Here is a 13,882-nt window from a genome sequence, read left to right on the forward strand (position 1 = left end):
CCAAGCCGACCTCGACGAGATCGCAGCGCTGCTCAACGGCCGCCCACGCAAGACCCTCGCGTGGGATACTCCAGCAGAACGGTTCAACCACTTTGTCGCGACCGCCGCTTGAATCCGCCGTCACGATCCGCGCCCAGATCGGCGGGTAGGTGCCAGGTAGTCGGAGTACCCGCGCCGGGTTCCGGCGGTCCCCTGCCGGGTGCGAGACTCACGGCATGCCCATTACCCCGACTCCGAAGATCTGGATGAACGGCTCGCTGGTCGATTGGGACCAGGCGCAGGTGCACGTCCTGACGCACACGCTGCACTACGGAACCGGCGTGTTCGAGGGCATCCGGGCGTACGAGACGCCGGACGGCCCGGCGGTGTTCCGGCTGACCGACCACATCGTCCGTCTCGCCAACTCGGCCAAGATCCTCGGCATGGAGCTGCCATACACGGTGGACGAACTGGTCGCCGCCACCAAGGAGACGGTCGCGTCCACCGGGCTCGGCTCGTGCTACGTCCGCCCGATCGCCTACCTGGGCTACGGCGAGATGGGCCTCAACACGCTGCCGTGCCGCGTCGACGTCGCCATCGCCTGCTGGCCGTGGGGCGCCTACCTCGGCGACGACGCCGTCACCAAGGGCGTGCGGATGAAGATCTCGTCGTGGACCCGCCACGACCACAACACGATGCCGCCGGCGGCCAAGACGATCGGCAACTACGTCAACTCGTCGCTGGCCAAGGTCGAGGCGCTCAAGGCCGGCTACGACGAGGCGATCATGCTCGCCCCCAACGGTCTCGTCGCGGAGTGCACGGGCGAGAACATCTTCGTCTCGCGCAACGGCATCATCCTCACGCCGCCGCTGTCGGCCGGCGCGCTCGAAGGCATCACGCAGAGCTCGGTGATGACGATCGCCCGTGACAACGGCATCGATGTGCGCGTCGACAACATCGCGCGCAGCGATCTCTACATCGCCGACGAGATCTTCGTCTGCGGCACCGCGGCGGAGATCTCCTCGGTCAACTCCGTCGACGACCGTTCCGTGCCCTGCCCCGGCGAGGCCACCACGCTGATCGCCGACGTCTACGCCAAGGCGGTCCGCGGCGAGATCCCGCAGTACAAGGACTGGTGCGAGCTCGCGGTGTGAGCTCGCGTGCGGCGGTAACAGATGGTGCCTGGCACCATCTGTTACTGCGGATCAGGTGATGCGGCGGTGGTACTGGGCCTGACGGAGGACCGACCGGTAGCCGAGGCGTTCGTACACGCCGAGGGCGCCGGTCGGGTTGTCGAGGTCGACGCCGAGCGCCGCCTCGTCGAAGCCCATCTCGGCCAGCTGGCGGAGGCTGCCGGCGATCAGCGCTGACGCCACACCCCGGCCGCGCCAGTCGCGCCGCGTCGAGATGTCCTCCGTCCACGCCCGGCGCCGTCCGAGCCGGGCGATCTCCTCGTCGTTGAAGCGCGTCCGCACCTGCCCGGCGACGTCATCGCCGTCCCAGGCCACCTGCCACAACTCGGTGCCCTGCTTGGCCTCGTCGATGAAGCGCTCCCAGTCGGTCTCGGTCTGCTCGACGTAGAACCGGTGATCGCGGAACGCCGTGATGTCGGCCTCCCAGATGCGCCGCCAGTGGTCGGGTTCGACGGGCCGCACCTCCAGCCCGTCGGGCAGTGGCGCCGGTGGAATATCGTCGAAGTGGGGGCGCACCATGAACGCCGACCAGGCGTAGGGCTCGAAGCCCCGCGCCTCCACGAGCCGGGCGCGCGGTGTGCCCTCGTTGGCCCAGGCGTCGAGGCGGCGATCGGGATGGTCGTGCGTCGCTGCCACCTGGGTGGCCCGTTCCAGCCCCCAGTCGAACATCGCCTCGGTGAGTCCCCCGACGTCGTCGCGCGCCTCGAACGCCACGTAGTACCCGCGGTGGCCGTCGTCGACGTCGAGCCAGAACACCCGGCTGTAGCCGACGATGTCGCCGCTGGCGTCGACGGCCACGACGATGTCGGTGTCGGGATCGCAGTTGCGCAGGTGGTCGTACTGCTCGGCCATCGAGGCGACGGTCGCGAACTCACCCTCACCCTTGGTGGCGACGCGGGCGTTGATCAACGCCACCATCCCCGCCAGGTCGTCGCGGCTCCATCGGCGCAGCGTCACGTCGTCGCCCATCTGACCGACCGTAGGCCGCCGACCCCGGCGGCCACGGCGGGTTTTCGCCCGTCGGCCGGCGACGCGTCGGACTACTCGGTGCGCATCAGCTCGAACAGGGATGCGCCGGGCGCGTACACCCCTTCGGGATCAGCGCGCACCGCCTCGTCGAGCTGATGGGCGTCGGCCCCGACGAGGATGCGCCAGCGCCCGTCGCGCACACCGTCGAGGATGACGTCGGCGGCGTCGACCGCCGTGAGCGGGGCGGTGTCGCGGAACATGTCGCCCACGGCGTCGAGCGTCGACAGCACGGCGGCGTCGTCCATGTTCTCGGCCGGGATGCCCCGGCGGGTGAGGTTGGCCCTCGCCTGGGCGACATCGACCGGCCCGAGGAGCTTGCGCGAGTTGTGGACGATGTCGGTGCCGATGTGGCCGGGCATGACCACCGAGACGCTGACGTGCGGGGCGTTCACCCGCAGGTCCTCGATCAGCGCTTCGGAGAAGCCCCGCACGGCGAACTTCGCCGCGCTGTACGCGGTGTGCGGGACGCCGGGCCCGATCGAGGCGAAGAAGCCGTTGACGCTGCTGGTGTTGACGAGGTGGCCGCGCTCGCTGGCGATGAGCATCGGGAGGAACGTGCGGGTGCCGTTGTACACGCCGCCCCAGCACACGTTGAACGTGCGCTCCCACGCCTCGCGCGGGTCGGTGATCATGCTGCCGCCGCCGCCGATGCCGGCGTTGTTGAAGACGTAGTCGACGTGGTCGGTGGCGTGACGGTCGCGAACCTCGTCGCCGAACCGGTCCATCGCCGCGGCGTCGGACACGTCGCACGCGTGGGCGGTGACCACCGTGCCGTCTGGCGCGGCCTCGAGCGCGGCGGCCACGGTCGCCTCGGCAGTCTCGACGAACACGTCGCACGTGGCGACCGAGCAGCCCTGAGCGGCCAGCTGTTTGACCAGCTCGCGGCCCATCCCCGATCCGCCACCCGTGACGACCGCCAGCTTTCCCCCGAATGCGCTCATGCGACGGACCGTATCCGCCCGGATTCAGGCCCGGCGACGCGGAGGGGCGGCCCGCGGCCGGCCGGCGCCGGGATCGATGCCGGCGATCTCGAGCGTCGTGTCCGTGGCGTGATCGATCAGCTCGTCGCGGGTCACGTCGAGGCGGCCGTCGAGCCATTCCACCAGCACCGAGGTGAACCCGCCGGCGAGCATCACGGCCCGGACCGGAGTCATCGGATCCCGCCGGACCTCGGCGAGGAGCACCTGCCAGGCGGCGAGACGATGCTCGTCGACCCGGGCGTTGCCGCGGGCCTCCACGAAGAGCACCCGGCCCCGCCGCCGATCCTCGTCGACGAACCGGACCGAGGCCTCGATGCCGGCGCGGAAGCGGCCGACGAGGTCGTCGCCGGCGAGCTCGCTCGCCGCGGCCAGCTCGGCGTAGAGCTCGGTGACGGTGCGGTCGTACACGGCCACGAGGAGCTCGTCCACGTCGGCGAAGTTCTCGTAGAAGTAGCGGGAGTTGAGCCCGGCCTGCCGGCAGACGGCGCGGACGGTGGCGGCGCCCGAGCCCTCGGTGCCGACGAGATCGAAGCCGGCGTCGAGAAGCTGCGCTCGGCGGGCGGCCCGGCGGGACTCCGCCGACACCCCGGCCCAGCTCGGCCGCGTGCGCGCTTCCGACGATGACATCGGTGCCAATCCTACGCTAAGGTCGATGATGTTGGTTACGGCCGTGACCAACATCGGCCGTCTCGACCAGCGTGCTCGAGCGGAACTGACGAGCGGAACTGAGGGGTCTCGTGATGTCGGCAGGGGAGCACATCGTCATCGTCGGTGGGGGCATCGGCGGGTTGGCGTCGGCGCTCGCCCTGTCGCGCGCCGGTCATCGCGTCACGCTGCTCGAGCGCGACCACCTGGCGCCAACGGCGACGGTGGAGGAGGCCTTCGCCACCGAACGTCCGGGGGCACCCCAGGCTCATCACACCCACGCCTTCCTGGCCCGCACGGTCGTCATCCTGCGCCAGCGCTTCCCGGACGTGCTCGAGCGGGTGCTCGCCACCGGCTCCACCACGTTGCCCGCGGCCCGCAACCTCGGCGATCCGCAGCCCGGCGACGAGGACCTCGTGTTCCTCGTGGTGCGCCGCACGACGTACGAATGGACGCTGCGCCAGGCGGTGCTCGCCGAGCCGGGCACGTCGGTGCGTGCCGGAGCCGGCGTCGCCGGGTTGACGTTCGTCGCCGGCACGGACGGCGGGCCGCCGACGGTGACCGGGGTCCGCCTCGACGACGGCACGACGCTCGGGGCCGACGCCGTCGTGGTCGCGACGGGCCGCCGGAGCAACCTCCCGGAGTGGCTCGGCGAGATGGGCGTCGACGTCGCCGAGCGGGTGCACGAGAGCCGCCTGATGTACCTGACGCGGTGGTATCGCCGCCCCCCGAGCGGTCAGCCGCTGCCCGAGTCCCGGGGCATGGACGCCGGCTTCGTGAAGTACCTCGCCGTTCCGGGTGACAACGACACGCTGTCGATCACGCTCGCCATCCGACCCGACGACAGCGAGCTGCGCCGCGCCCTGCTCGACCCCGATCGCTTCGACGAGGCCTGCCGGCGGCTGCCCGGGCCCGACCGCTTCTTCGCCGAGATCGACCTCCAGCCGGCCGGCCCGGTGCGCCCGATGGGCGGGCTGATCAACCGCCTGCGCACGTTCACCGACGACGCCGGCGCTCCGCTGGTGCTCGGCGCCCACGCCGTGGGCGACGCCCACACGTGCACCAATCCGATCTACGGCCGGGGCTGCTCGCTCGCCCTCGCCCAGGCGACACTCCTCGCCGATGCCTTCGCCGCCTTCCCCGACGACCGGCTCGCCCGCTCGGCCGGGTTCGAAGCGGCCTCGGCTCGCGAGATCGTCCCGTGGTTCCACGCATCCGTCGACATGGACCGGATGGCGCCGCTGTCGTCCGATCTCGACGCCCGGCCCTCGGACGGGCCGCCGAGCCCGATCGCCGCACTCTTCGTCGCCGCCGAGTCCGAACCGATCCTCGGTCGCGGTCTGGCCAAGCTGTTCAACCTCCTCGTCACGCCGACCCAACTGGCCGCCGACGCCGCGTTCACGGCCAAGTCGATGGAGGTCTTCGCCAACCCCGCCGCATGGCCCGTGCCCAAGCACCCCGGCCCGACCCGGCGCGAGCTGCTGGCCGCCCTCGCCGGCATCGGCCAACCCACCGATCACTCCACCGATCACTCCAGCCATCACCAGCCAACCGAACTCGAGAGCGAAGGGGCCGCATGAGCAACCGACAGAGCGACACGTCCGAGATCACCCAGCGAACCGTCGCCGTCAACGGCGTCGAGCTGCATGTCCACGAGGCGGGTGAGCAGGGAGCGCCAGTGGTCGTGCTGTCGCACGGCTTTCCCGAGCTCGGCTACTCGTGGCGTCATCAGATGGTCCCCCTCGCCGACGCCGGCTATCACGTCCTCGCTCCCGACCAGCGCGGCTACGGGCGATCGAGCCGGCCCGACGCCATCACCGACTACGACATCACCCACCTCACCGACGATCTGCTCGGGCTCCTCGACGACGTCGGAGCGTCGGACGCCGTGTTCGTCGGCCACGACTGGGGCGCGTTCATCGTGTGGAACATGAGCCTGCTGCACCCGGACCGGACGCGCGGGGTGTGCGGCATGAGCGTGCCGTTCGCGCCGCGCGGACCGATGCCGCCGGTGCAGCTGATGCGCCAGATGTTCGCCGACAACTTCTTCTACATCGTCTACTTCCAGGAGCCCGGCGTGGCCGACGCCGAGCTGAGCGCCGACCCGGAGCGCGCGATGCGGCGCCTCCTGTGTGGCACGAAGCTGGACAACGCCGCCGATCCCAACGCGCTCGCCGAGGCGTTCGCCAACGACGGCCGCGGGTTCGTCGAGCGCATGCCCGAGCCCGAGGGCCTCCCCGACTGGTTGACGCAGGCCGAGCTCGATCACTACGTGGAGGAGTTCCGGCACAGCGGCTACACGGGCGGGTTGAACTGGTACCGCAACTTCGATCGCAACTGGGAGCTCACGCCGCAGCTCGCCGGCGCCAAGGTGACGGTGCCGTCGCTGTTCATCGGCGGCGCCCAGGACCCGGTGCTCGTGATGATGCCCGTCACCACGATGGACGGCTGGCTGGAGGATCACCGGGGCACCGTGCTCGTCGACGACGCCGGCCACTGGGTGCAGCAGGAGAAGCCGGCCGAGGTCAACGCCGCCCTCCTCACCTTCCTGAAGGGGCTCTCGTGATGAATAGGAGCATCTGCTGGCGGTTTCAGCGAGCGCAGCGAGCGTCCCGAGGCCCGAGCGGCCAAGACCGGCGGAGCGCTAGCGGAGCCGGCCGTTCACACGGCCTGCGTGGCCGGGGAACGCAATGAGATTCGGGGTGTTCTTTGCGCCGTTCCATCCGGTGGGGCAGAGTCCGACGCTGGCGTTGGAGTACGACCTCGATCGGGCCGTCGCCCTCGATCGGTTGGGGTACGACGAGGTGTGGTTCGGCGAGCACCACTCCGGTGGCTACGAGCTGATCGGCTCGCCGGAGATCTTCATCGCCGCGGCGGCCGAACGGACGAAGCGGATCAAGCTCGGCACCGGCGTCGTGTCCCTGCCCTACCACCACCCGTGGCTCGTCGCCGACCGCTGGGTGCTGCTCGACCACCTCACCAAGGGACGCACCATCTTCGGCGCCGGTCCCGGCGCCCTGCCGTCCGACGCCTACGTGATGGGGATCGATCCACTCGACCAGCGGCGGATGATGGAGGAATCCCTGGAGGCGATCCTCGCCCTGCTGTCCGGCGACGAACCGGTGACCCGCGAGACCGACTGGTTCACCATGCGCGACGCCCGCTTGCAGATGCGCCCGTTCTCCCGCCCGAGCTTCGAGGTCGCCGTCGCCGCCATGCTGTCGCCGTCGGGGCCGCGCCTCGCCGGCAAGTACGACGCCTCGCTCTTGTCGCTGTCGATGCAGGCGACCGGCGGGTTCGCCGCTGTCGGCACGGCGTGGTCGGTCGTCGAGGAGCAGGCGGCCAAGGCCGGCCGCGCGACCCCCGACCGCTCCACCTGGCGCATCCTCGGCAACATGCACCTCGCCGAGACACGCGAGCAGGCGATCGCCGACTGCACCTACGGTCTCCGGCAGTTCTCGCAGTACTTCGGCGGGGGAGCGGGGTTCGTGCCGCTGGCCGCCGGCGTCGATCCCGACAAGCTTGCGCCGGCGGAGTTCGTGCAGGCGTACGCCGACACGGGCACGGTCGTCATCGGGACGCCCGACGACGCCATCGCCTACATCGAGGGTCTCGTCGAGCAATCCGGCGGCTTCGGCACGTTCTTGATGCTCGGCCACGACTGGGCGAGCCCGGCGGCCACGCTGCACTCGTACGAGCTGTTCGCCCGTTACGTCATGCCCCACTTCCAGGGCCAGCTCGACGCGCCCCGGCACTCCCACGACTGGGCCACGCAGAAGCGCGACGAGCTGTTCCCGCGAGCCGGCGCAGCGATCCTCAACGCCGTGCAGCAGCACGTCCAAGAGGCCTCCGCTGCGCCGGCCGACGCGGCGGGCGGGGGTGGGTCGTGAGGGCGGTCGCCCTCCGGGACCAGGAGCTCCACGTCCGCGACGACGTCGCCGAGCCGACGCCGGAGACCGGCCAGGTCCTGGTCGCCGTGAAGGCGTGCGGCATCTGCGGTTCCGACCTGCACTTCGCCAAGCACGCCGCCGAGATGAAGGCCATCGGCGAGGAGATGGGCGGGCTGCCGATGCGCCTGCCGTCGGCCGATCTGACCCAGGACGTGTTCATGGGCCACGAGTTCGCCGCCGAGGTGCTCGCGGCGGGACCGAACACGGCAACGTTCGCCCCTGGCACCCTGGTGACGTCGGTCCCCATGCTCATGTCGGGGTTCGGCGTGTCGGCGATCGGCTTCGGCAACGCGCCGCCGGCGGGGTACGGCGAACGGATGCTGCTCTCGGCGCCGTTGCTGCAGGAGGTGCCCAACGGTCTCGACGCCCGTCGCGCCGCCTTGACCGAGCCGATGGCCGTCGGGCTCCACGCCGTCAACAAGGCCCGTCTCGAGCCGGGTGACGGCACCATCGTGCTCGGGTGCGGCCCGGTCGGCCTGGCCGTGATCGCCGCCCTGCGGCAGCGGGGCGTCGACACGATCCTCGCCGCCGACTTCTCCCCGGCCCGGCGGGCGCTGGCCGCGACGATGGGTGCCAGCCAGGTGATCGACCCTGCCTCGGAGTCGGCGTTCGACATCTGGCTCACCGACCACGGCACCAAGCCACCCGTCGTGTTCGAGGCGGTCGGCGTGACCGGGATGATCGATGCCGTGCTGCGCGACGTCGTGCCGCAGACCCGCGTGGTCGTCGTCGGCGTGTGCATGGGGCGCGATCCGATCACCCCGCTGTGGGCCATCACCAAGGAGCTCAACCTGCAGTTCGTGCTGGGCTACGACCTCGAGGAGTTCGCCGCCTCGCTGCGCTCGATCGCCGAGGGTGAGATCGACGTCGATCCCCTGATCACCGGCGAGGTCGGGCTCGACGGGGTGGCCGGAGCGTTCGACGACCTCGGCAACCCCGATCGGCACTGCAAGATCCTCGTCACGCCGTGACCCGTCAGCGGGTCGCAGGCAGGACGTCGCCGACGAACTGATCGACCTGGGCGAGGGCCACGTCGGCGACGGGGGCGGGGAAGAACGACAGCGACGAGACGCCGGCTGCTTCCATCGCGCTGATGTGGGCCACGGCGTCGTCGAGCGTGCCGATCGCGCCCAGCTCGACCCACCAGTCGTCGGGCGCGGCCACGACCCCGTCTGCTCCGTCCCGTGCGACCAGAGCGGCCAGGTCGTCGAAGAACGGTGCTGCCCGCAGGCCGGGCGGCGGGGCGCCGACGAGGTCGACGACGAGGGGCGCCACGTTGCGCCGCGCCTCGGCCCGGTCGTCGGCGATCGACATCACGCTGAACGCGGCCGCGGAGAACGGACCCGCCGGCGCCGCCGTGGCCACGGCGGCGCGGACCGCGGTGGGACCCGACAGCTCGGCCAGCACCAACCCGTCGGCGCAACGCCCCGCTGCCGCCAGCGACTTCGGGCCCCGGACCCCGGCCAGGACCGGCGGCACCGGGTGCGGTGGGTACTCGAGCGCCACGTCGGTCAGGCGCACGTAGTCGCCGTCGGTGGTGAGCCGCTCGCCCCGCAGCAACGCGCGGACGGCGGTGATCACCTCGGTGAGCGCGGTGACCGGTGAGGCCGGCCGCACACCCATCTGGTCCATCCACTCCTGGACGCCGTGGCCGATGCCGGCGATCAGCCGCCCCGGGGCGAGGGCGCAGAGCGTGGCGATCTCCATCGCCGTCATCGGCGCCGTGCGGGCGACCGCCGGCATGATGCCGATGCCGACGACGAGTCGCGACGTGCCGGCCAGGGCCGTGGCCGCCAGCGAGACGCCGGTGGTGAAGAAGCAGTCCTCGATCACCCACAGCTCGTCGGCGCCGCCGGCCTCGAGGCGTTCGGCGATGTCGACGACGAGCGGAGCGGGAAGCTCGCGGGGGAAGGTCATGCCGAGTTGCATGGTCGCGATACTGCCGGAAAAAGCGAACCGCCCCGGTGGCACCCCGGCCGAAGCCGACGCACCGCCCGGGGCGGCCCAAGTGGGACATGACCATCCACCACAGGTCGATCTTCGGGCGTTAGCCTTCTCTCCGACCGAAACATCGCCCGTCGTGCCAAGGCCGTCGCCCCGAGAGGCGCCGGCCAGCGGCATGGCGGGCGATGCCTGCATGTTGGCCCGGTGACGAGTCTCCCCGCACCGCACGTTCACGGCAGCACCGCCGCCCGGGCGAACCCGGTCGACGACGACCCCCATGAGATGTCCGAAGGGCGCCGGTTGGGTACGGCCCCCGTCGGAAACCACGGCTGACCGCTCGATCCGCCGGCGAACCGGCAGACGTCGCGTCCAGCCATGTCACCTTCCTCCGACTCGGCGGCGAACCGCCGATCCGGCCTCGGGTGACGTGGTAGCAGTCACAATCCCGTGCACCGATCCCGCTGGCAGCTCGTGGCCCGCATCCGTTCTCCGTCGCACCGCTCGGGCAAGCCCGAACTGTCCGGCAGTCCCAGATCCGGTCCCGGTCGCTGCTGCGCTTTCCGGTACGCAGCACATCCTGTTACCCGCGTCACCCCAGGTCAAGGGGTATTTCTCAATTCACAGGGTTGTCCACGAAACTTTCTCGTTACCCACATGATTTGCCTGTTCATCCACCGTTCACACACAACGTTGTGCACAGCGTCACACCTTCCGGAGCCGTACGGAGCGGCCGCGACGGCCTGGACCGGGGTGCCGAGACCTCGACTCGGGCGTCGACCAGGCGTCGACCAGGCGTCGACCAGGCGTTGACAAGGACTCCGCCGAGCCGGTTGAATGGCGCACGTGATCCCGACGACCGGCACCGCCGCCTGCGCGCTGACCCGCGTCGCGATCATCATCATTACCTAGTGCGTACGGGCTCCATCCTGTACGCACGCTGAAGCCGCCCTCGGGGCGGCTTCTCGATTTTTCGGGACGCATCACATGACCAGCATCGAGATCTTCGACACCACGCTTCGCGACGGCCTCCAGGTGGAGGGTGTCTCGGCGACCGTGGAGGACAAGCTGCGCATCGCCGAGCAGCTCGATTACCTCGGGGTCCGCTACATCGAGGGTGGCTGGCCGGGCGCCAACCCCAAGGACATCGAGTTCTTCACGCGCGCCAAGACCGAGCTCGATCTCCGCACGTCGACGCTCGTCGCGTTCGGCTCGACGCGCCGCCCGCGCGGCAAGGTCGACTCCGACGAGACGCTGCGCAACCTGGTCGAGGCCGGCACCTCTGCGGTCTGCATCGTGGCCAAGAGCTCGGCCTACCACGTGACCGAAGCCCTCCAGACCACGCTCGACGAGGGTGAGGCGATGATCGCCGACTCCGTCCGGTATCTCAACGCCCAGGACCGCCTGGTGCTGGTGGACATGGAGCACTTCTTCGACGGCTACAAAGCCGACACGGAGTTCTCCCTCCGGGCCCTCGAGGCGGCCGTCGTGGCCGGCGCCAGCCATGTGGTGCTCTGCGACACCAACGGCGGTTCGCTGCCCCACGAGATCGAGGAGATCGTCGGGGCCGTGCAGGCCCACGTCGGCGGTGACGTCACGATCGGCATCCACTGCCACGACGACACCGGCTGCGCCGTGGCCAACTCGATGGCCGCCGTGCGTGGCGGTGCCCGTCACGTGCAGGGCACCCTCAACGGGCTCGGCGAGCGCACCGGCAACGCCAACCTCACCACGATCATCCCCAACCTGCAGCTCAAGCTGGGGCTGACGTGTCTGCCCGAGGGTCACATGGAGCGGCTCACGGCCGTCAGCCATCACGTCGCCGAGCTGCTCAACCGAGCCGTCAACCCGCAAGCGCCCTACGTGGGCTCCAGCGCGTTCGCCCACAAAGCCGGGCTGCACACCAGCGCCATCGCCCGGGCCAAGGACGCCTACGAGCACATCGACCCCAATGCCGTCGGCAACGGCACGCGCTTCGTCGTCAGCGAGATGGCCGGGCGGGCGACCATCACGATGAAGGCCGCCGAACTGGGACTCGACATGGACGGTCCGGCGGTCAACACCGTCATCGACGACCTCAAGCGCCTCGAGCACGAGGGCTACCACTTCGAGGCCGCCGACGCCTCGCTCGAGCTGCTCATGCGCAGGGCGACCGGCTGGCAACAGCCGTTCTTCAGCGTCGAGTCGATCCGCGTCATCACCGACCAGCTCACCGCCCCGTCGGCGACCGCCGACTCGATGGTCACCGAAGCCACGGTGAAGGTGTGGGTGGGGGATCAGCGCCACGTGCACACCGCCGAAGGCAACGGACCGGTGAACGCCATCGACAAGGCGCTGCGCCTGGCCCTCACCGGTCCCTACCCGGCACTCGGCCGCGTGCACCTCACCGACTTCAAGGTGCGCATCCTCGACGGTGCCGGAGCCACCGGAGCCGTCACCCGCGTGCTCCTCGACGCCACGAACGGCGATCGCGACTGGACGACCATCGGCGTGAGCCCCAACATCATCGAGGCCTCGTGGAAGGCCCTCGAGGACAGCCTCGTCTACGGCTTGCTCCACGCCGGAGCGGCCGCCGCGACCGCCACGTCGTGAGCTACTTCGTGAACGAGCGGTAGGGCCGGTCCTCCCAGAACGGGAACCACGACGGCAGGTCGATCGAGGGGCGCAACGCCCAGTTCGGTTGGCGCTTCTCGAGGAACGCCATCACCCCTTCGCGGGCGTCGGCGGTGGCACCGAGCTCGCCGATCGCCCGGGACTCGATCTCGTGAGCGAACATCGGGTGATCCGCACCGAGCGAGCGCCACAGCAGCTGGCGCGTGATCACGGCCGAGAGCGGCGCGACACCGGCGGCCATCTCGTCGGCGAGGGCGTAGGCGGCCGGGAGCACGTCATCGGGCTTGTGCACGCTGCGCACCAGCCGCGCCGCGAGGGCGTCTTCGGCACCGAAGCGGCGGGCCGTGAGGCACCACTCGGTGGCCTGTGAGATCCCGACGACGCGGGGGAGGAACCACGCCGAGGCGGCGTCGGTGACGATGCCGCGGCCGGCGAACGGAAAGGCCAGCTTGGCGTTGTCGGCCACGAGTCGCGCGTCGCACGGGAGCGTCATGGTCAGCCCGACGCCGACCGCCGAGCCGTTGATGGCGGCGATCACCGGCTTCAGGCTGTCGTAGATCCGCAGCGTCAGGAGACCTCCGCCGTCACGGGCGATCGAGCCGTCGTCGCGGGTGTGGCCGGCGAACGTTTCGCCGCCGCCACTCAGGTCGGCACCCGCGCAGAATGCCCGGCCGCGCCCTGTGAGAACGACGACGCGGACGTCGTCGTCGGCGTCGGTTCGGTCGAAGGCGTCGAGCAGCTCGTGCAGCATCGCCACGTTGAAGGCGTTGAGGTGGTCGGGCCGGTCGAGGGAGATCGTGGCGGTGGTGCCGGAGATCGTGAGGGAGATGTTCTCGTAGGCGGGGGCGTCGCTCATGGCCCCGCACGGTACGGCCCGGCGGCCGCGGACAACGGGTCGAGCGCAGACCTCGTCGAGGTCGAGCCGTCGTGGCCCGATGCGCCTCCGGAGATCGCGCCGATGCTCGGTCGGAGCGCTAGAAATGGGGCGATGGCCGCACCGAAGTTCACGCCGATCGCTCCGCTCACCGAGAAGTGGTACGAGTCGCCCGACTACGTGCCCGACGCCTGGGAGGCCGACCGTCCGGGGGAGATCGAGGGTCGCCAGCCCGAGGGACCGCTGCTCGGCTACCAGGGACCCGATCAGGGCTACGCGTTGCTCTTGGCCCGGCGCATCGAGCCCGATCTCGTGTTGGCCGACAACGAGCGCGCGGACGACGCCGTCGCCGGGTGCCTCGGGATCGCCCTCCGGCGGGCCTCGATGTTCGGCCGGGCCCCGGTGATCCACGATCTGCGCATCGCGTTCACGATCTGGGGATTCCTCGATCCCGCCCCTCCGACCGACCTCGTGGCCGAGCGCCGCCGACGGTTCGAGGGCGCCGCCGACCCGCATCACTACAACGTCGTGCGCGAGCTCGCCGACACCGTTCCCGAGGCCACGCTGCGCTCGACGCCGCAGCAGGTGCTCGGTGCCTATCCGGCCAGCTGGCGCACGCTGCTCGGCCTCGACGTGACGGTCCCCGCCTGACCGTCTGCCGCCGGCTCGGCGGCGATC

12 protein-coding genes are annotated in these 13,882 nt (G+C 70.6%); 7 read left to right on the forward strand and 5 right to left on the reverse strand.

Translation table 11 applies throughout. From position 1 onward, the window contains the following. Window positions 1-215: 215 nt before the first annotated feature. The gene (locus tag DN771_RS16940) at window positions 216-1,133 is read left to right on the forward strand and encodes a branched-chain amino acid transaminase (RefSeq protein ID WP_116998740.1); all 918 of its coding nucleotides are present in this window, start codon (window positions 216-218) and stop codon (window positions 1,131-1,133) included. Between the two features lie 51 nt (window positions 1,134-1,184). Here DN771_RS16940 and DN771_RS16945 read toward each other — a convergent pair whose 3' ends face one another. From DN771_RS16945 to DN771_RS16955, 3 genes are all read right to left on the reverse strand, one after another. After that, window positions 1,185-2,141 (reverse strand): GNAT family N-acetyltransferase, encoded by a 957-nt coding sequence (locus DN771_RS16945; RefSeq protein ID WP_116998741.1) that lies wholly within the window; start codon window positions 2,139-2,141, stop codon window positions 1,185-1,187. A 71-nt stretch (window positions 2,142-2,212) separates the two neighbouring features. Next, entirely contained in the window at window positions 2,213-3,142 is a 930-nt protein-coding gene (locus DN771_RS16950) for an SDR family NAD(P)-dependent oxidoreductase (protein WP_116998742.1), read from the reverse strand. 24 nt (window positions 3,143-3,166) lie between these two features. Then, window positions 3,167-3,808, reverse strand: a complete 642-nt coding sequence (locus DN771_RS16955; protein WP_162942047.1) for a TetR/AcrR family transcriptional regulator — start codon at window positions 3,806-3,808, stop codon at window positions 3,167-3,169. A 113-nt stretch (window positions 3,809-3,921) separates the two neighbouring features. On the opposite strand from DN771_RS16955, the gene DN771_RS16960 reads away from it, so the two are divergent. From DN771_RS16960 to DN771_RS16975, 4 genes are all read left to right on the forward strand, one after another. Beyond that, entirely contained in the window at window positions 3,922-5,406 is a 1,485-nt protein-coding gene (locus DN771_RS16960; protein ID WP_116998744.1) for an NAD(P)/FAD-dependent oxidoreductase, read from the forward strand. Then, entirely contained in the window at window positions 5,403-6,392 is a 990-nt protein-coding gene (locus tag DN771_RS16965; RefSeq protein ID WP_116998745.1) for an alpha/beta fold hydrolase, read from the forward strand. Before DN771_RS16960 ends, DN771_RS16965 begins: the two co-directional genes overlap by 4 nt. A 124-nt stretch (window positions 6,393-6,516) precedes the next feature. Continuing rightward, on the forward strand, window positions 6,517-7,716 hold the full coding sequence (locus DN771_RS16970) for an LLM class flavin-dependent oxidoreductase (protein ID WP_116998746.1): 1,200 nt from the start codon (window positions 6,517-6,519) through the stop codon (window positions 7,714-7,716). Next, entirely contained in the window at window positions 7,713-8,747 is a 1,035-nt protein-coding gene (locus tag DN771_RS16975) for a zinc-binding dehydrogenase (RefSeq protein WP_116998747.1), read from the forward strand. The genes DN771_RS16970 and DN771_RS16975 overlap by 4 nt, the downstream gene beginning before the upstream one ends. Window positions 8,748-8,751: 4 nt before the next feature. Here the strand turns inward: DN771_RS16975 and DN771_RS16980 are convergent, their stop codons facing one another. Next, window positions 8,752-9,693 carry an LLM class flavin-dependent oxidoreductase gene (locus tag DN771_RS16980; RefSeq protein ID WP_116998835.1) on the reverse strand — a complete coding sequence of 314 codons (942 nt, stop codon included), beginning with the start codon at window positions 9,691-9,693 and terminating at the stop codon, window positions 8,752-8,754. A gap of 1,011 nt (window positions 9,694-10,704) precedes the next feature. Here DN771_RS16980 and cimA point away from each other — a divergent pair. Next, the gene (cimA, locus tag DN771_RS16985) at window positions 10,705-12,309 is read left to right on the forward strand and encodes a citramalate synthase (protein WP_116998748.1); all 1,605 of its coding nucleotides are present in this window, start codon (window positions 10,705-10,707) and stop codon (window positions 12,307-12,309) included. A 1-nt stretch (window position 12,310) separates the two neighbouring features. On the opposite strand, the gene DN771_RS16990 is transcribed toward cimA, so the two are convergent. Then, window positions 12,311-13,186, reverse strand: a complete 876-nt coding sequence (locus tag DN771_RS16990; protein WP_116998749.1) for an enoyl-CoA hydratase-related protein — start codon at window positions 13,184-13,186, stop codon at window positions 12,311-12,313. Between the two features lie 132 nt (window positions 13,187-13,318). Here DN771_RS16990 and DN771_RS16995 point away from each other — a divergent pair, with 132 nt between their 5' ends. Then, a complete protein-coding gene (locus tag DN771_RS16995; protein ID WP_116998750.1) occupies window positions 13,319-13,855 on the forward strand; it encodes a hypothetical protein in 537 nt (178 codons plus the stop codon). Window positions 13,856-13,882 lie beyond the last annotated feature (27 nt).

Source organism: Desertimonas flava, from assembly GCF_003426815.1.
GTDB lineage: Bacteria > Actinomycetota > Acidimicrobiia > Acidimicrobiales > Ilumatobacteraceae > Desertimonas > Desertimonas flava.

Coding starts and splice junctions, on each gene's coding strand:
- DN771_RS16980 (WP_116998835.1), bottom strand. CDS start 9,693: ATGACCTTCCCCCGCGAGCTTCCCGCTCCGCTCGTCGTCGACATCGCC.
- DN771_RS16995 (WP_116998750.1), top strand. CDS start 13,319: ATGGCCGCACCGAAGTTCACGCCGATCGCTCCGCTCACCGAGAAGTGG.
- DN771_RS16990 (WP_116998749.1), bottom strand. CDS start 13,186: ATGAGCGACGCCCCCGCCTACGAGAACATCTCCCTCACGATCTCCGGC.
- DN771_RS16940 (WP_116998740.1), top strand. CDS start 216: ATGCCCATTACCCCGACTCCGAAGATCTGGATGAACGGCTCGCTGGTC.
- DN771_RS16950 (WP_116998742.1), bottom strand. CDS start 3,142: ATGAGCGCATTCGGGGGAAAGCTGGCGGTCGTCACGGGTGGCGGATCG.
- cimA (WP_116998748.1), top strand. CDS start 10,705: ATGACCAGCATCGAGATCTTCGACACCACGCTTCGCGACGGCCTCCAG.
- DN771_RS16955 (WP_162942047.1), bottom strand. CDS start 3,808: ATGTCATCGTCGGAAGCGCGCACGCGGCCGAGCTGGGCCGGGGTGTCG.
- DN771_RS16960 (WP_116998744.1), top strand. CDS start 3,922: ATGTCGGCAGGGGAGCACATCGTCATCGTCGGTGGGGGCATCGGCGGG.
- DN771_RS16965 (WP_116998745.1), top strand. CDS start 5,403: ATGAGCAACCGACAGAGCGACACGTCCGAGATCACCCAGCGAACCGTC.
- DN771_RS16970 (WP_116998746.1), top strand. CDS start 6,517: ATGAGATTCGGGGTGTTCTTTGCGCCGTTCCATCCGGTGGGGCAGAGT.
- DN771_RS16945 (WP_116998741.1), bottom strand. CDS start 2,141: ATGGGCGACGACGTGACGCTGCGCCGATGGAGCCGCGACGACCTGGCG.